We start from the raw sequence: 16,002 nt of genomic DNA on the forward strand, positions 1-16,002 counted from the left end.
ATCTTTTACTTGGGCGCGAACCAGTTCACGGGCCCTTGAGAACCCAAAATGACTGGCGTTTCTAAGGCATCTGCCTAAGAGTGTGCCAAATCCATTTTCGGTCCAATTCCTATGTCCATGCCCGCCCTCTCTCTCAGCCCAATCACCGACGCCAACCAGGCAAAGTTCCTGTCCGTCTCGGTTTCCTCTGAACAGATCAAATTCTCAGGCACCGTAGCCGAGGCCTATGGCTCGGCCGAAGAAGGCATCGACTTTCATGGCATCTGGCTGGGCGATCAGCCGGTTGGGTTCTTCAAGATCGACCGCCTTTACTACACGCGCTATCCCTTTGTTGCCAAAGGCGATCTGGGTCTGCGCGCCTTCATGATTGATGCGGGCAGACAGGGTCAGGGACTGGCAACGCGCGCGGTTGAGGCGCTCAAGGCGTACATCCCTCAGCAATATTCCGAGGCAAAAGCCGTGGTCCTGACTGTCAACATGGCAAACCCGGCTGCGATCCGCTGCTATCTAAAAGGCGGGTTCGCGGACACCGGAGAGACCTGGCCACATGGCGAAGCCGGTCCGCAGCATATCATGCGACTGGATTTGGCGACCGAGCCCGCCAAGCCCACCCTGCGAGAACGATTCAAGCCCTTCTTCGCATGGGTCCGCCGCAATGTGCCAAGGGGTATGCGCCTGTTTCTGGGCATCCTGCTGATCATCGGCGGTATCTTCGGCTTTCTGCCCATTCTCGGCTTCTGGATGGTCCCCTTGGGCGTGATGGTGGCTGCCATGGACGTTCGCCTTTACCGCCGTTGGCGCAGCCGCAGGAACAATCGGAAATAGTGCAATGTATCGCATGAAACCCGGCGTCAAAAAGAACCCTGAGCGTCGATGGGTGCTGCCGGATCGGGTGTTCTTTGGCAACGGCGCTTGCCACATTTTGGCCGGTGTCTACCTGTGCGAGCCACCCTTACCCGGATTTTATGCCGAGCGGATCATTCCCGGTGACGACTTTGCCGGGAACCACATCTATGTCACCGACGGCACCGTGGCCTTTGACTATCACGGGTACACCATCCGCAATCGGTTGCTGCGCTATTACACGAACAACTGGGCGGGAGAATATGCCCAAGGCTGGCATTGCAGGTTGGAGTCGGTGGACTTTGACCTGCTGAACACTCAGGCCCTCAACGCCCGCAAAATGCTTGGCCCGGATCAATACCTGTTCGATCCGATCCTCAGGGCACAGCGCTACTTGCGGAATATCGACCATTCTGCGGCCCGCAACAAAGCTTTGCAGCGGGCAAAAAATAAATCTCTGCCGAACCTACAAATTCACTCTTGAACCTACAGCGGCTAGAGCAATTACCTTGTGTGTCGAACCAAGGATCAAAGGAGTCGGCATATGGCCGGATGCTGTAACAACGACGCCAAGTTCGACGGGCTGTCGTCAGATTATAAACGCAGGCTTTGGATTGTGATCGCCATCAACGCCATCATGTTCGCAGTCGAGATGGGTGCGGGTCACATGGCACGATCGCAGGCCTTGCAAGCGGATGCGCTCGACTTTCTGGGCGACGCGCTGACCTATGGTCTCTCGCTCGCCGTCATCGGCGCATCTGTCCGGGTCCGGACCAATGCAGCGTTGTTCAAGGCCGTCAGCCTGCTGGTCATGGCGATTTGGGTGATGGGCTCGACCCTGTATCGCGTGTTCTATGTGGGTGTCCCAGAGGCACAAATCATGGGAGTGATCGGATTCATGGCGCTGGTTGCGAACCTGGCCAGCGTCGCGCTTTTGGTGCGTTACAAAGACGGGGACGCAAACGTCCGCTCGGTCTGGCTGTGTTCCCGCAATGACGCGATTGGCAACGTCGCCGTCATGGCGGCTGCCGCAGGGGTCTGGGGCACTACGTCAGGTTGGCCCGATCTGATCGTTGCTGGCATCATGGGCGGGCTATTCCTGACGTCAGCCACCCAGATTTTCCGTCAAGCCGTGGACGAGCGTCGCGCCCTTGTCCAACCGGTCACTTGAGTTGACTGTCTTTCGATCCGCGCCGGTTGATCCCGGCGCGTGCCTGAAACGCCCCGTCGCGGTCCTGCTGACAGTCGATGCATAGCTTTACCCCCGGCAGCGCCAAGCGGCGTTTTTCTGGGATCGGCTCTTCACACTCGGCACAGTGGGTCAGGCTCTCGCCCTGAGGCCCCCGGCGCTGCTTCATCCGCGCCAACTCGTCCGAGATCGAGGCCTCGATCTGTTCACTCACCGCCCCGTCGCGGGCCCATCCTCCGGCCATGTGACGCTCTCCTCTACGCTCTGTTCTGCGAGTATTCCACACAGACGCAAGCGACGCAAAGTCAGCCTTTGCTGCGTGACCAACCCACCCTAACCTGACGCCACAACGCATCGGTGAGGGAGAGACTACATGCGCAGAGTTTTGAAATGGTTGGGCGGGATCGTCGCTTTGGCCATCATCGCCGGGGCCATCGTCTTCTTCGGTTTCCTGCCCGCCTATGTTGAAGACACCAGCAACAATGTGATTGAACACGACGCCCACTCGGTCTCGGAAGAGGCCGCCGCACTGCACAAGACGCTAATCGTGGGCGACCTGCACGCCGATCCATTGCTGTGGAGCCGGGACTTGAACGAACGCGGCACGCGCGGCCAAGTGGACGTGCCCCGGCTGATCGACGGCAATGTAGCTTTGCAGGTGTTTACGGCTGTGACCAAATCCCCGCTTAGCCAAAACTATGACAACAACTCAGCAGAGGCCTTTGACAACATTACCCTATTAGCGATTGGTCAACTTTGGCCACTGCGCACTTGGGGGAGCTTGTTTGAACGTGCGCTCTATCAGGCGGAAAAACTGCACGAGTTCGAGGCCAAGTCAGGTGGCCGCCTGAAGATCATCAAGACCAAGGCCGATCTGGAAGCCGTTCTGACAGCCAAGGCAGACGGTCAGGACATTGTCGGCGGCATCTTGGGCATCGAGGGTGCACATCCGCTAGAAGGGGATCTGTCCAAGATCGACCCGATCTTTGACGCCTAGCCATCGAGTTTTTGGCCTGCACCACTTCTTTGACAACGAATTAGGTGGCTCGCTGCATGGGCAAGGCAACCAGGGTCTAAGCGATTTTGGCCGCGCCGTTGTCGAAGAATTAGAAGGTCTTCCCGTCGTGGTCGATCTGGCCCATTCCAGCCCTCAGGTCGCGTTGGAGGTGATGGAAATGACGGACATGCCGTTGATTGTCAGTCACACGGGCTTGCACGGCTTTTGTCCGGTAAAACGCAACTACCCGGATGAACTGATGAAGGCGATCGCCGCAACCGGCGGAGTGATTGGCATGGGCTATTGGGCCGACGTGTCCTGTGGCGACATCACTCCGCGCGGCATCGCCAAGATGATCAAGGCCGCTGTAGACACGGTGGGTGAGGATCATGTCTCACTTGGGTCGGACTATGATGGGTCGGTCGAAACCGCGTTTGACACCTCAGAGTTGGCCGCCCTCACATCAGGCCTGATGGCCGAAGGACTCAGCGAGGCGCAAATTCGCAAGGTCATGGGTGAAAATATGGTGCGCGTGTTTCGCGAGCGACTTCAATAAGGGGTCGAACTCATGGCGCCTTGCAGATAGAGAGGCGCCATGAACACCTCTATCCACTCTGGCGCGAAATTCGAAATCTTTGCGGTCGTCGCCCCCGGCCTGGAGCTTGCCCTGCGCGACGAGGCGCTGGAACGCGGCTTTCGCAAGGCCAAGGCCACAACTGGCGGCGTGCGATTTCGCGGCAATTGGGCCGATGTCTGGCGCGCCAATCTGGAGCTGCGCGGAGCGGCCAAGATTTTGGCCCGTATCGGTCAGTTTCGGGTGACCCACCTGGCACAGCTCGACAAGCTGGCGCGCGAGTTTGAGTGGAACCGCGTTTTACGTACCGATGTGCCGGTGAAGGTTGAGGTCACCTGCAAACGCTCAAAAATCTACCACGAGGGGGCAGCCGCCGAACGTATTGAACGCGCAATCGTCGAGGAACTGGGCGCACAGATTGATCCCGATGCACAGGTGATTGTGAAAGCTCGGATCGAGGACGACACCTGCACGCTCAGCGTGGATACTTCGGGTGAACTGCTACACAAACGCGGCTACAAGGTGGCGGTCGGCAAAGCACCCATGCGCGAGAATATGGCCGCGCTGTTCCTGCGCCAATGTGGTTATGACGGACAAGAACCGGTGCTCGACCCGATGTGCGGTTCGGGAACATTTGTAATCGAAGCTGCCGAAATGGCGCTTGGCCTGCAAGCCGGTCGATCCCGCAGTTTTGCCTTCGAACGCATGGTAACATTTGATACAGATGCATTTGACCTCTTGAAGATCACTTCAGAACAAACTGACATTGCTTGGAAATTCCATGGCTCAGACAGAAACGCTGGGGCCGTTGAGATGAGCACGACCAACGCCGAGCGCGCTGGCATCTCGCACATCTCCAAGTTCCGTCACTGCGGCGTCAGCGAGATTGAGCGCCCCGACGGACCGCCAGGATTGGTCATCATCAATCCACCTTACGGCGGCCGTATCGGCGACAAGAAATCCCTCTTCGCTCTCTACGATGCACTTGGTCGCACGCTTAAGCAACGCTTCAAGGGCTGGCGCGTGGGCATCGTCACCAATGAGGCAAGCCTGGCCAAAGCCACCGGACTTCCCTTCAAACCGACAATGGCCCCGGTTGCGCATGGCGGGATCAAGGTCACGCTCTACCAAACCGACCCCATAGCATAGTTCGGCCATAGTAGAGCGCCAACCGCCGAGCGAAGCGAGGCCCCGCCCAACCAGAGAAGGGCATCTTTGATGCACGTAGGATGGGCGGGAGCATCCCGCTCCTCCAAACGCAACAAGCCCCGATCATGTGACCGGGGCTTGCGCACGAGGGGCGTCTAGAAAGGTCAGCTGGTGCCCAGCATCCCCTTTTCACGCGCCAGTTCGCGCATCTTCTTTTGCAGCTTTTCAAACGCGCGCACTTCGATCTGTCGAATGCGCTCGCGGCTGACGTTGTACTGCGTGCTCAGATCCTCAAGCGTCACGGTCTGTTCGGCCAGACGGCGTTGGGTCAGGATGTCCTTTTCCCGATCGTTCAGCACATCTAGTGCCTGCGCCAGCAATTCACGTCGCGCTTCCATTTCGTCGCGCGCTTCATAATCGCCGGCCTGATCGGCGTCTTCATCCTCCAGCCAGTCCTGCCATTGCATGGTCCCCTCGCCCTCGGAGCCGACGGTCGCGTTCAACGACGCGTCGCCACCCGACATGCGGCGGTTCATGCTGATGACCTCATCCTCGGTCACACCCAGATCATTGGCGATCTGTTTGACGTTCTCAGGGCGCAGGTCGCCTTCTTCCAATGCGCCAATACGGGCCTTGGCCTTGCGCAGGTTGAAAAACAGCTTCTTCTGCGCCGAAGTCGTACCCAGTTTCACCATCGACCACGAGCGCAGGACATATTCCTGGATCGAGGCACGAATCCACCACATCGCATAGGTCGCAAGGCGGAATCCCTTTTCAGGGTCAAACTTTTTGACTGCCTGCATCAGGCCAACATTGGCCTCGGAAATCACCTCGGCCTGCGGCAAACCATAGCCGCGATAGCCCATGGCGATCTTGGCCGCCAAACGCAGGTGCGAGGTGACCATTTTATGCGCAGCTTCAGTGTCTTGCTTTTCAACCCACCGTTTGGCGAGCATGTATTCTTCTTCCGGTTCCAGCAGCGGGAACTTGCGGATTTCCTGCATATAGCGGTTCAGACCACCCTCAGGCGTCGGTGCGGGGAGATTTGCGTAATTTGCCATGTATGATGTCCCTCCCTTAAATGTTTAAGGACTTAACATAGGATATGGGTCATGTATGTTTCCCTTTCAAGAGCCAGTCCTACACTTTCCAGATTAAGCTTTGATTAAGGAAACCTTACCATGTGTGGCCCACACGTGCGCCTCATATTCTCATGATGATTTGTTACAACTGATATCATTCCTATCCCGATGTAAATGGGGGGACCTGAGTGTGGCATCCGGATATCACTTGTTCAGGTTGATTGAGGCACACCTCTAGTCTGACGCGTAGAAAGCGGGCTAGATCACGTCATGCCCTTTCCTGATCACGTTTTCCGTCACACCCCGGCCCTGCAGGGTCGGATCACGTCACCAGACCAATCCGAAATGCGCTTCGGGATGGAGCGTTTTGCCGAACTGGACGCCCAAGCCCTCGCCGAGGGTTGGCCGCCCGGTTGGCGGATGGACCATGACGCCCGTGAAGCCAATCGGCAGGCGGTACTGAACGGGCGCTTTGACCACGATCTTTGGGTCTTTGCCTATGGCTCGCTGATCTGGGATCCAGCAGTTCAGGTCGAGGAGTACCGGTTTGGCATGCTGGATGGCTGGCATCGCAGCTTTTGCATGCGCCTTGAGGGCGGGCGCGGCACACCGGACTGCCCCGGTCTAATGGCTGCATTGGACGAGGGTGGCATGTGTCAGGGGGTCGTGATCCGCATCGCCGCAGATCTTGTCGCTCAGGAAAGCGAATTCATGTGGCGGCGCGAGATGTTCGGTGGCGCATATCGCCCGATTTTCCAGCCCGTGGAAACACCGCAAGGCTGTGTCGACGCACTGGTGTTTGTGATGGATCGCGACAACCATCGTTACACGCCGGACCTCAGCGAGGACGTCTCTGCCCGCATGATTGCCGAAGCCAGCGGCACGATTGGTCCAAACTTTGACTATCTGGACGCAATGGTTCGCCATCTGGACGAACTGGGTATTCCCGACAACACCATGCACCGGCTCCACAGTCGCGCGCAGGCGTTGCAAAAGGCTAACTCACCCGCAGCCTGAGCGCCTCGATCAGATCGGCCATGTCCCGAGGCAGCGCCGCCTCAAACCGCATGTCCTGCCCCGAGACCGGGTGCACAAAGCCAAGAACGGCCGCATGCAGCGCTTGGCGGGGAAAACGGCGCACGGCGTCTTGCGCTTGCAAGGGCAGTGCCTTGGCTGACAACTTGCGTTTGCCGCCATAGGTCGGATCGCCGATCAACCCGTGGCCTGCATGTGCCATGTGCACGCGGATCTGATGCGTCCGCCCGGTTTCCAGCCAGCATTCCACCAAGGCCGCCACATGCGGCTTGCCAAAGGGTTCCACGATGCGGACCCGGGTCACCGCATGACGCCCGCCCTGAAACAGAACAGCTTGCCGCTGACGGTCAGTCTTGTGGCGCGCAAGATTTGTGGTCAGCTTCATAATGTTGCCGGGCTCAAAGCTCACGCCCTTGACCCCGCGCAGGCGCGGGTCATTGGCATCCGGCACACCATAACACAGGGCGCGGTAATACCGCTCGACCGTATGCTTTTCGAACTGTGCAGCCAGCCCCTGATGCGCGACATCTGATTTAGCAACGACCAGCAAGCCACTGGTTTCTTTGTCAATTCTATGTACGATCCCGGGGCGTTTGACCCCACCCACACCAGAAAGGTTGTCGCCGCAATGGTGCAGCAAAGCGTTCACCAAAGTGCCAGAAGGCGAACCCGGCGCCGGGTGTACAACCATGCTTGCAGGTTTGTTGATGACGATCAGGTCATCGTCTTCGAACACAACATCCAGCGGTATGTTTTCGGGACCGATATGGCTGTCTTCAGCCTCTTCCAGGGTGATGACTACAACCGCCTCGGCCACCACCTTCGCCCTGGCATCCGTGACCACTGCGCCGTTGATCATGACCTGCCCGGCCTCAATCAGCCGCGCCAGGCGGGTGCGCGACAGGGTGGCTTCGGCTGGAACATCCCGCGAAAGCGCCTTATCAAGGCGGGGCGGCGGTGCGTCCGCGATGACGAATTCAATCTGGCGGGTGCCCATGACGATCCCTTCTGACGAGCCTGTGGAACCGCAGGAAACCCCGCAACTTAAATGGTTGCGGCGGATGGTCATGGCGCTGACCGCGGTGATGATTGGCGGGGTTGTATTGACTTTCGCCCTGATTGTCATCCGCTTGTCTGACCGCACGCCCACATTGCCGGAAGAGGTTGAGTTGCCTGACGGGGCATCGGCCCTGGCCGTGACGATCGGACCCAACTGGTATGCCGTGGTGACCGATGACAACCGCATCCTGATTTTCGACAAGACCACCGGCTCGCTGAAGCAGACCGTGGCGGTAGATTGAAGCCGGTCGAATGGCCGCTATCCTTTAGTATAGGTCGAATATACCTCTGCACGCATTGCGACCACGAAACCATCGGCTAGAGTAAGGGTAAGAGGCTTATCCATCACTCACGGCCTCACGTGGGTTCGTCAGGCCCCCCGGTTCTGACGGACCCACGGTCCCTCCGCTCTCTTGCCTCGTCACAAAGTCATGGATCGCCGTTTGGATCAGCCACTGGTTGGGATGAACAGCCGCTCGGTGTGAGTTCAAGTTTTTGGGGGGTACGACGGTCACTGGAACAGTGAACCTTGCAGGGATGACGTCTCAATGCATCGACACGATCCAACGCGAGGTTCATGCTCCATACCCCTGTAACTGAAACAGAAATTCAGGCGAACACTGGTCCGTGGGGTCAATAAATCATGAAGTTGAGGGATGGTACCACCTCCCCGGCTCGAACGGGGGACCTCCTGATCCACAATCAGGCGCTCTAACCTACTGAGCTAAGGCGGCACTGGGGGCGATTTATATAACCCGCTGAGGGATTGCAAGAGGTTAAAGATCAATCCGCCAGCTTTGTTCGACCAAATCTACCCCAAAAGATCGAACCGGTTTGCTGTCCACCAATTGCCACCCGAACTTGGCGTACAAAGCACAAGCCGCGCGGTGGCTTTCGTGGGTCCATAGCACCATTTCAGTATAGCCAGCTTCACGGGCAAAATCCATGCAAGCCTGCAGCAGCCGTTTTCCCAGCCCCTTGCCCCGCGCTTGCGGCGTCAGCAAAAACAGCCGCAGCTTTGCCGTTTCAGATCCGTTAGATACGCAGAAAATACTGCCGAGTCTTTGGCCCTGCTGTTCGGCGATCCAACCCCGTTCACGTGCAGGATCATGATCAGCAACAAAACCCGCAAGAATCTGGCCCACCAACTCGCCAAAGCTCGCATCAAAACCTTCGGCACTGGCGTAGAGAGTGCCGTGTTGTTCAACCAGCCAAGTCACGTCGCTCTCATGGAACTTGCGCAAGGCAATTTCGGCAGAAACTTGATCATCCAAACTATCAGATGTTCCAGTCACAATTCAAAAACTCCGTCATTCCGAACTAGTGTACTGCAATATCCTCGACCTGGGGAACTTTCGTATCGCTTCACGTCTGTTTTTGTCACTGGCTGAATAGAGTGACTAGGCGTTTTCTATACATGCTCACTCGACGCACTTCGACTTTCGTCTTTGACCAAAAAATCACACCAGAATTCACGAATGAGAATAAACGCATCACTCTGGTTGCTAAGGTAACCTTTGCAGACTTACGGTTTTAGAATGAACCGTTTTTGCAAACTCGTACCGATAGTAACGTATGTCGCCGCAGTGATCGGCTGGTCACAAAGTGTTTCAGCCGAAACCTTAGGTGGCGTAACCTCGTTTGAAGGAGCATACGCCGGTTTCAGTATTGGCGTTGCTACCGCCGATGGAACCACGGAGTACCCGCTTTTGGCTGGCGGAACTCGTTATGCGCCATTCGATCCGGGAACAGGTCAAGGCTATGGCACTTTTGCGGGATACAACTTTCAGCGTTATAACCTCATCTACGGCGTTGAGCTGCACTACATCAATATGGTTAGCGTGGCAGACAGTAACCCCGCGGCACAGGAAGCGCGTGAGGTAATCGAATTGGTCGATCTGCGCGGGCGCGTTGGCTACGTCAAGGGCGACCTGATGCTCTATGGCGCCTTGGGATACAGCTGGGCCAAGTTTCGTGTTCACCCAGGAAGTGGTTTTGCCCCAAGAGAAAACCAAACGAATCTGACCGGTTTCAACGTCGGTGTTGGTTTGGAGTATGCGTTGAACGACAATTGGTTGATCGGTGGGGAGTACATATACCGAGACTTAAATGGACGGTTCTCTGAGGCCACCCAAGACACAAACCTTGATGTGAGCAACGTATCGCTCAGACTCGTTTACAAGTTTTGATGGTCTATCTCACAGGCAACCTGAGCCGCAGCAAGACATGTTCACGACCATGCAGCATCCAATCTGTGAGTGTCACAATAGGTAATCATTAGCGAGAGGACTGCTTTGGCAATCTATCACTCCCATAAGGCGATTTTTCTTCACATTCCCAAGAATGGTGGCACCACCGTGACCACCTTGTTAAAAAGAAACTGGTTCTTTGGTCGAAAAGTCAATGAAGCCGACGAAAGAGAAGTGGGCGGCGAAACCATCGTTGAACTGATGGACATGCTCGGACCACAAGCTGACGACTACTTCAAGTTTAGTTTCGTGAGAAACCCATGGGACCGATTTGTTTCCGCTTATCATTACGTTTGTCAACGTCGCTCGGACATGGACATCGTGACCTCCCACCGGTCGTTTTCGGAATTTGTTTCAGCATTTGCGGAAGAACCATCCAAATACCTCCAAATCAGGTACTTTCGAGAACAGTGGCCATATCTTTTGGACGCTAAAGGCGACTGTCCACTCGATTTCCTTGGGCGTTTCGAGAACTTTGACAATGACCTCGATACGGCTTTGAAGCGAATTGGAATTCGAAGACTCGTGGTCCGTCATCGGAAAAAAACCAAGCGAGATGACTATCGCACTTACTACGATGACGTTTCACGTTCGTTGATCGCCGACGTCTACACCCGCGATATTGAACAATTTGGCTATGAGTTCGACGCTGGTACAATTCGTAAGAAGAACCTGGCAGTTCGAAAGCTCAATTCGTGAATTTTGAGAGGCCAAGCAGACAGATCGAATTTCAGGTGGATGAAAAAAATACACCCCACAGCAACGCATTAGGCAATTCCGTTCATCATTTGAACAATTTGCTTTTGGGGAGTTTGATCTAGTTGTGAGACACGGAGGAGAAAATTTGTCCATGTCCAATGAAACAGAGATCCCGTTGAAAAGGACGGCCACGTCTTATGATTGATCTCACAGGGCATAAAGTGCTTCGAGAAAGTCAGAATCATAGGATCTATGACCATCCTCATTTTGAGGGAATGCTGCTTAAAGTAAGGATTGATTGCCCCAAGAAGCGGCTGATCGCACGCCCTTCGCAATACAGGTTCGGGAACCTGAGGCAATGGCATCGCGAAGCAAACGAATACCTGTCCGCGCTCAACCGTGGTTGTCCAGAAATAGAACGGCTTGCCGGATTCTTTGGATTTGCGCAGACGACCGAAGGGCCTGCACTTATAGCAGAGAAATTCTCTGGACCTGACGGTCAGCTGGCTCACAACCTCAGCGAAGAAATCGCAGCTTTGTCACCAGACGACCCAAGACGAAACATCATCAAACAAGAAATCATCGAACTCGTGGATGATCTGGAGAGAGGCCGAATTATTGTCGGCGATTTAAGCCCTGACAATATTGTTCGCGCGAAGGAACGGGACAACAAACTTGTTATCGTTGACGGTGTTGGCGAGCGGCTTTTGATCCCCCTCAACATTATCAGCCGTCATGCATTCAAGGCCTCACTAAAGCGACGCAGACGCCTCATGCAAGGCGCCACTCACCCACCTCCCCCAAAAACGAACTTGCTTACGCAGGTACGACATCACGCCCTACGGTGGTTAGGCCATGATCGTTTCGAAAAAAAGATGTCGCGGATCACTGACAATCTTTGGGTCAAGCAACCCTAAACCATAAACACGCAATCTGAATCGCGTCCCGCTTCGGGCAGCGGCGGTCAATTTCTTTCTAGTGCGCTTGATCTTGTAACGGCTGCACGATAGCAAAAACCGTTATCAACGGAGATCAGTTATGGGTATCAACACCGAACGCGACATCGAAGCCAACATGCAGATCGGCCCCACCGACGCGGGAATGGTGCGCATTTTCATCGAATCGCAGGGTATCGAGGTGCCGATGGATTTCGACCCCGAAGAGGCCGAAGAGATCGCCGAAGAGATCCGTGCCGCCGCTCAGGCCGCCCGCACTGTCTCAGGGTAACATCTCGGGTGGAAGTCCGGGATCGCGCAGGGCATGCAATCTGCGGGCCGCGTGGGTCGCGAATTTCTGTACCATCACCTTGCGCCGCGCAGGTGCAAGTTTTTGCTCGTCTGGCATGCGAATGATTTCGGCCCCATAGGAATCAGCGATGATCAGTCCCGACTCGGGCGGCAAAAGCTCGGTTGGAAAGTCGAGATCAACCGCCCAAAAGTAGCGGTCGCACCATTCCAGATAGCCCTGCCACTTGTGATCAGACTGAAAATCGACACGACTGGATTTACATTCGATCACCCAGAGTTCGCCCTTTGGGCCAAGGCCCAGAACGTCCACCCGCAGACCACGGGTTGGTACAAATTCTTCAACAGAAACAAAGTTGTGACTGCGCAGGTGCCGGGCGACACCGCGCGCTAGTTTCTGTCCGGGTTGCATGTCCAAATCCATGCCCGAAATAGTGAACAATACGTGAACAAAATTCAAGCCTGATTTACAAGGCTTGACGTAATACCAAATAGTATCACAATAATGATACCCATTGGTATCCCTTTTATGGTGACATGAGATGACCCAAAACCCGCACCTTGCCTTTCGCGCCCTGGCCGATCCAACCCGCCGCGAGATCATGCGCCTGCTCAGTGATCAGGACATGACCATCGCTCAAGTTTCAGGCCAATTCGACATGACCCGTGCTGCTGTCAAAAAGCACCTGACCATGCTGTCAGATGGCGGGCTGATCACGGTCGAGGTTCGAGGCCGAGAGCGCCTCAACCGGCTGAACCCTGCGGGGTTGGCGCCCGTGTTTGACTGGCTCAGTTACTTTGATCGGTTCTGGGATGCCCGCCTGACTGATTTGAAAACTGCCATTGAAGGAGAAAGAGATGACTGACGCCGTCCTGAGAAAGACCATTTATCTGCGTGCCGAGCGGGAAACCGTCTGGGCCTATCTGACACAACCCGACCACCTGGCGGAATGGTTTCACCGCCCCGAGCGCGCCCTGGAACAGGGGTCAAGGCTTGAAATGTTTGGGACCGAAAGCGGCGACCTGTTGATTTGGGGTAAGGTCACGGCGGCCCGCGCGCCTGAGTACTTGGAATATTCTTTTACCGTCAAACCCATGGGCGACGCGGTAAGCACCGTGAAATGGACATTGACGCAAGTCGCCGACGGCACGCAGCTGTCGTTGGAGCACGAGGGTTTGCCGCAAGGCGCCGAAGCGTTTGGTCTTATCCTTGCGCTCGACAAAGGCTGGGACGATCACATTGCCCGGATGCGTGGCGCGATCCACGAACTTGTTGACGCCTGAACCCTTGTAAGAACCTGCCAAGCCGCCTAGTTAGGGCTGTGGCGGGTTCTGCCCTACTCGTGATATGCAGCATTCCGGTGGCCTTAAGCAATTCCGAGGGAGCTGGCTCTGTCCGGACCGTGGTCCGGTTACCTGGCGCCCACCTGTATATACAGGTCCTCGGGAATCAAAGCACCACGGTTGACTGGTGGTCCCGCCACATCCCCCAAAATATCAATGACTTAGCCGCGCGAATTGGCCCGTGCGACAACCTTTACAGGGGTGAAATCAGCCGCGATCGGGGTACCCCCACGGCGGTTGTCGTCCTTGTCGGCCAAGTTCATTACGGCCAGGGCAAACTGTACACCCGCAAAGACGATCCCATTCATGAACCACAGCATGAAAATCGCCAAGACCGCGACATTCGATCCGCTGATCAAATCCCAAAGGTTGGAAATGTTGAACCACAACAATGCGCCCACAAAGATGGCAGACAGACCAAAACCAGTACACACATTCGTAATATAGAGGCGGATCAGCTTGGGCATGAGTATTTTCCTTTTATCTTTTCGTATTTTAGCGCAGATTTGATCGATAGACACTGCGGCCAGTTGTGCACTCAATACCGCAGCCCAACAGACCGGAGACCGAATGAAGCCCATCAGCGAATTTGCTCTTGAGTTGCTGGACGAGTTGTCGCAGCTATTTTCCGATCAGGAGCGTTGGGATTTCGTCGTTTCAAGCCTGCAAAATATGGGCTTCAATGCGATGAACATGGGCTGTTTCTCACCTACTACTGGCGTCCTGAAGTGGTCGCGCAGTTCCATGACAGCGGAATGGCTAGAAGAGTACTCGTTGGGAAATTACGCCGACGAAGACCCACTTCTGGCCCAAGTTGCAAACGGCATCGACTCGATCTACGTCAAAACCGAAGAACGGGCAGTTACAGCCAACAGCGAGAAGTCCATAGGACTTTACAACGGTCTCAGAGCGTCAGGATATGTGCATCTGTTTAGCCTGGTGGTCCCCTGCCCTGGAGATGAAGCCAAGATCGTTGTGCTCAGCTCGGATCGACCTGATGCCGAACAGATCATGACCGATCAGGCGCGCGAGATGCGCATTCTTGCAACGGTAATTGCCACCAACCTTGGCCCCGAGACTAAGGAAGATGAGGGCAGTGTGGTAGATCTTGGCCCGATTCTGGCGAGCACACGTCCGCTAAGCAAACGCGAGCAGCAGGTGATGGCTCTGCTTAGTGAAGGTTTGCGAAACGACCAGATCAGCGACCTGTTGGGGATCAAGGAAATCACGGTCCGCACGCATATCAAATCCGCACGCGACAAGCTGGGAGCGCCAACGCGAGAGGCTGCGTTGGTCCGCGCCGTGCAAATGGGTCTCATTGCACCGGAACACTATCGGAAACGATAGGTTTTTCTCCTGATCCTACAGAGATACTGTTGTTATGCACTTGAGAATCCCGTGAGTGAGTGGTGGGTCCTTGTAGTGCTTCATTTTAGTCAACGGTTCTGATGCAGGTGCCGCGATTCCCAGGCACCTGCGTCAATTTCTTGGATTTTCAGCAGAAAATCAGAACGCTTCCGGCTTGGCTTCGCGCGCCATATGGTCCAGCACGGCGTTGACGAAATTCGCCTCACGCCCTTCGGGGAAAAAGGCCTGCGCAATATCGACAAACTCGACAATTACCACTTTGGGTGGCGTGTCACCTTGGGTCAGTTCGGAACCAGCGGCCCGGAACAACCCTCGCAGGGTCGGGTCAATGCGGGCGATCGGCCATTTCGCCACCAGCGCGCGGTCGGTCATCTGGTCAATCAGGGCCTGATTGTTCACCGCATCATGTACCAGCTTGCGAAAAAGTGCGCTGTCGCCTTCTTGCATCTCGACATCTTCGTAGACGGCCCCAAAACGGTGATCCAGAAATTCGACCACGATCTGCTCGGTGGTTTGTCCGGTCTGCTCCATCTGATAGAGCGCCTGCACTGCATAGAGCCGGGCGGCGGACTTCATCTTGCGTTTCTGGTTGCCCGAAAGGGGCGCGCCTGCGTTTGTCATGCGGTCGTGGATCCGTTGCTATCGCCAGCCATAAGGATGGACTCAGAGGGCGGCTTGAACCCGACGCCCTCTTTCGAGGCGCCCCACTTACGGCGCAGCGCGATAAGATGCAAGGCCGCAGCGGCTGCCCCGCCCCCTTTGTTCTGGTCCGCCGGATCAGCGCGCACTTCGGCTTGCGGGCGATTCTCAACAGTCAGGATGCCGTTGCCGATGCACAGCCCCTGTAGCCCCAACAGCTGAATCGCACGACTCGAGTCATTACACACGGTATCGTAATGCGTAGTCTCTCCGCGGATGACGCAACCAAGAGCGACGTATCCGTCAAAGTTGCTCTGACGATCGGCGATACCAATGGCAGTGGGGATCTCCAATGCTCCGGGCACCTGAACGACCTCATGCGTGCCGCCAGCGGCCTCAATCTCGGCCACGGCGCCGGCGACCATATTATCGGCTATGTCCTTGTAATAAGGCGAAACGACGATCAGAATCTTGACAGGTTTGTCAAATTCAGCGCGGGGCATGACATAGTGCTGCTCGTGACCAGCCATC

General features: G+C 55.8%; 23 protein-coding genes and 1 tRNA gene. 15 read left to right on the forward strand and 9 right to left on the reverse strand.

The window, feature by feature from the left end:
- The first annotated feature begins 117 nt into the window (after positions 1-117).
- From ACZ1HE_RS14000 to ACZ1HE_RS14010, 3 genes are read left to right on the forward strand one after another with little or no spacing between them, the layout of a single operon-like run.
- The gene (locus ACZ1HE_RS14000) at positions 118-825 is read left to right on the forward strand and encodes a GNAT family N-acetyltransferase (protein WP_472621707.1); all 708 of its coding nucleotides are present in this window, start codon (positions 118-120) and stop codon (positions 823-825) included.
- A gap of 4 nt (positions 826-829) precedes the next feature.
- Complete coding sequence (locus ACZ1HE_RS14005) at positions 830-1,327, forward strand: hypothetical protein (protein ID WP_472621709.1); 498 nt, start codon at positions 830-832, stop codon at positions 1,325-1,327.
- 60 nt (positions 1,328-1,387) lie between these two features.
- The gene (locus ACZ1HE_RS14010; protein ID WP_472621711.1) at positions 1,388-2,014 is read left to right on the forward strand and encodes a cation efflux transmembrane domain-containing protein; all 627 of its coding nucleotides are present in this window, start codon (positions 1,388-1,390) and stop codon (positions 2,012-2,014) included.
- Here ACZ1HE_RS14010 and ACZ1HE_RS14015 read toward each other — a convergent pair.
- A complete protein-coding gene (locus tag ACZ1HE_RS14015; RefSeq protein ID WP_461405762.1) occupies positions 2,007-2,276 on the reverse strand; it encodes a DksA/TraR family C4-type zinc finger protein in 270 nt (89 codons plus the stop codon). The genes ACZ1HE_RS14010 and ACZ1HE_RS14015 overlap by 8 nt on opposite strands.
- A 129-nt stretch (positions 2,277-2,405) precedes the next feature.
- Here ACZ1HE_RS14015 and ACZ1HE_RS14020 point away from each other — a divergent pair, with 129 nt between their 5' ends.
- Genes ACZ1HE_RS14020 through ACZ1HE_RS14030 form a run of 3 tightly spaced genes read left to right on the forward strand, consistent with a single transcriptional unit; the run spans position 2,406 to position 4,752 of the window.
- Positions 2,406-3,029, forward strand: coding sequence for a membrane dipeptidase (locus ACZ1HE_RS14020; protein ID WP_472621713.1), 624 nt, complete (start codon positions 2,406-2,408; stop codon positions 3,027-3,029).
- A complete protein-coding gene (locus ACZ1HE_RS14025; RefSeq protein ID WP_472621715.1) occupies positions 3,019-3,585 on the forward strand; it encodes a dipeptidase in 567 nt (188 codons plus the stop codon). The genes ACZ1HE_RS14020 and ACZ1HE_RS14025 overlap by 11 nt, the downstream gene beginning before the upstream one ends.
- Positions 3,586-3,624: 39 nt before the next feature.
- Positions 3,625-4,752, forward strand: a complete 1,128-nt coding sequence (locus tag ACZ1HE_RS14030) for a THUMP domain-containing class I SAM-dependent RNA methyltransferase (protein ID WP_472621717.1) — start codon at positions 3,625-3,627, stop codon at positions 4,750-4,752.
- Between the two features lie 164 nt (positions 4,753-4,916).
- On the opposite strand, the gene rpoH is transcribed toward ACZ1HE_RS14030, so the two are convergent.
- Positions 4,917-5,813, reverse strand: a complete 897-nt coding sequence (gene rpoH, locus ACZ1HE_RS14035) for an RNA polymerase sigma factor RpoH (RefSeq protein WP_472621719.1) — start codon at positions 5,811-5,813, stop codon at positions 4,917-4,919.
- 291 nt (positions 5,814-6,104) lie between these two features.
- Here rpoH and ACZ1HE_RS14040 point away from each other — a divergent pair, with 291 nt between their 5' ends.
- Entirely contained in the window at positions 6,105-6,851 is a 747-nt protein-coding gene (locus ACZ1HE_RS14040) for a gamma-glutamylcyclotransferase (protein WP_472621721.1), read from the forward strand.
- Here ACZ1HE_RS14040 and ACZ1HE_RS14045 read toward each other — a convergent pair.
- Positions 6,832-7,866, reverse strand: coding sequence for an RluA family pseudouridine synthase (locus ACZ1HE_RS14045; RefSeq protein WP_472621723.1), 1,035 nt, complete (start codon positions 7,864-7,866; stop codon positions 6,832-6,834). The two genes, ACZ1HE_RS14040 and ACZ1HE_RS14045, sit on opposite strands and share 20 nt — an antisense overlap.
- Here ACZ1HE_RS14045 and ACZ1HE_RS14050 point away from each other — a divergent pair.
- The gene (locus ACZ1HE_RS14050) at positions 7,865-8,170 is read left to right on the forward strand and encodes a DUF6476 family protein (RefSeq protein WP_472621725.1); all 306 of its coding nucleotides are present in this window, start codon (positions 7,865-7,867) and stop codon (positions 8,168-8,170) included. The two genes, ACZ1HE_RS14045 and ACZ1HE_RS14050, sit on opposite strands and share 2 nt — an antisense overlap.
- A gap of 415 nt (positions 8,171-8,585) precedes the next feature.
- Here the strand turns inward: ACZ1HE_RS14050 and ACZ1HE_RS14055 are convergent.
- Together ACZ1HE_RS14055 and ACZ1HE_RS14060 are read right to left on the reverse strand one after the other, a co-directional pair.
- A tRNA-His gene (locus tag ACZ1HE_RS14055) sits at positions 8,586-8,662 on the reverse strand.
- Positions 8,663-8,704: 42 nt separating this feature from the next.
- Positions 8,705-9,223 (reverse strand): GNAT family N-acetyltransferase, encoded by a 519-nt coding sequence (locus ACZ1HE_RS14060; protein WP_472621727.1) that lies wholly within the window; start codon positions 9,221-9,223, stop codon positions 8,705-8,707.
- 243 nt (positions 9,224-9,466) lie between these two features.
- Between ACZ1HE_RS14060 and ACZ1HE_RS14065 the strand changes: the two genes are divergently transcribed.
- The 4 genes from ACZ1HE_RS14065 (at position 9,467) to ACZ1HE_RS14080 (ending at position 12,103) form a co-directional block, all read left to right on the forward strand.
- Positions 9,467-10,117: an outer membrane protein gene (locus ACZ1HE_RS14065; protein ID WP_472621729.1), complete on the forward strand. Its 651-nt coding sequence runs from the start codon at positions 9,467-9,469 to the stop codon at positions 10,115-10,117.
- A gap of 105 nt (positions 10,118-10,222) precedes the next feature.
- Positions 10,223-10,876, forward strand: a complete 654-nt coding sequence (locus ACZ1HE_RS14070; protein WP_472621731.1) for a sulfotransferase family 2 domain-containing protein — start codon at positions 10,223-10,225, stop codon at positions 10,874-10,876.
- Between the two features lie 197 nt (positions 10,877-11,073).
- The gene (locus tag ACZ1HE_RS14075; RefSeq protein WP_472621733.1) at positions 11,074-11,793 is read left to right on the forward strand and encodes a YrbL family protein; all 720 of its coding nucleotides are present in this window, start codon (positions 11,074-11,076) and stop codon (positions 11,791-11,793) included.
- A gap of 121 nt (positions 11,794-11,914) precedes the next feature.
- Complete coding sequence (locus tag ACZ1HE_RS14080) at positions 11,915-12,103, forward strand: DUF6324 family protein (protein WP_461405758.1); 189 nt, start codon at positions 11,915-11,917, stop codon at positions 12,101-12,103.
- Here ACZ1HE_RS14080 and ACZ1HE_RS14085 read toward each other — a convergent pair.
- Positions 12,095-12,544 carry an MmcB family DNA repair protein gene (locus ACZ1HE_RS14085; protein ID WP_472621735.1) on the reverse strand — a complete coding sequence of 150 codons (450 nt, stop codon included), beginning with the start codon at positions 12,542-12,544 and terminating at the stop codon, positions 12,095-12,097. The two genes, ACZ1HE_RS14080 and ACZ1HE_RS14085, sit on opposite strands and share 9 nt — an antisense overlap.
- A gap of 118 nt (positions 12,545-12,662) precedes the next feature.
- Between ACZ1HE_RS14085 and ACZ1HE_RS14090 the strand changes: the two genes are divergently transcribed.
- Both ACZ1HE_RS14090 and ACZ1HE_RS14095 read left to right on the forward strand, forming a co-directional pair.
- Complete coding sequence (locus ACZ1HE_RS14090; protein WP_472621737.1) at positions 12,663-12,986, forward strand: ArsR/SmtB family transcription factor; 324 nt, start codon at positions 12,663-12,665, stop codon at positions 12,984-12,986.
- On the forward strand, positions 12,979-13,404 hold the full coding sequence (locus tag ACZ1HE_RS14095) for an SRPBCC family protein (RefSeq protein ID WP_472621739.1): 426 nt from the start codon (positions 12,979-12,981) through the stop codon (positions 13,402-13,404). Before ACZ1HE_RS14090 ends, ACZ1HE_RS14095 begins: the two co-directional genes overlap by 8 nt.
- Before the next feature lie 221 nt (positions 13,405-13,625).
- Here ACZ1HE_RS14095 and ACZ1HE_RS14100 read toward each other — a convergent pair whose 3' ends face one another.
- On the reverse strand, positions 13,626-13,931 hold the full coding sequence (locus ACZ1HE_RS14100) for a hypothetical protein (protein WP_472621741.1): 306 nt from the start codon (positions 13,929-13,931) through the stop codon (positions 13,626-13,628).
- 103 nt (positions 13,932-14,034) lie between these two features.
- On the opposite strand from ACZ1HE_RS14100, the gene ACZ1HE_RS14105 reads away from it, so the two are divergent.
- Positions 14,035-14,811, forward strand: a complete 777-nt coding sequence (locus tag ACZ1HE_RS14105; protein WP_472621743.1) for a helix-turn-helix transcriptional regulator — start codon at positions 14,035-14,037, stop codon at positions 14,809-14,811.
- A gap of 159 nt (positions 14,812-14,970) precedes the next feature.
- On the opposite strand, the gene nusB is transcribed toward ACZ1HE_RS14105, so the two are convergent.
- Both nusB and ACZ1HE_RS14115 read right to left on the reverse strand, forming a co-directional pair.
- Positions 14,971-15,453 (reverse strand): transcription antitermination factor NusB, encoded by a 483-nt coding sequence (gene nusB, locus ACZ1HE_RS14110; protein WP_472621745.1) that lies wholly within the window; start codon positions 15,451-15,453, stop codon positions 14,971-14,973.
- A complete protein-coding gene (locus ACZ1HE_RS14115) occupies positions 15,450-16,001 on the reverse strand; it encodes a 6,7-dimethyl-8-ribityllumazine synthase (RefSeq protein WP_472621747.1) in 552 nt (183 codons plus the stop codon). Before ACZ1HE_RS14115 ends, nusB begins: the two co-directional genes overlap by 4 nt.
- Position 16,002 lies beyond the last annotated feature (1 nt).

Source organism: Falsiruegeria sp. JB4-1 (assembly GCF_055693495.1).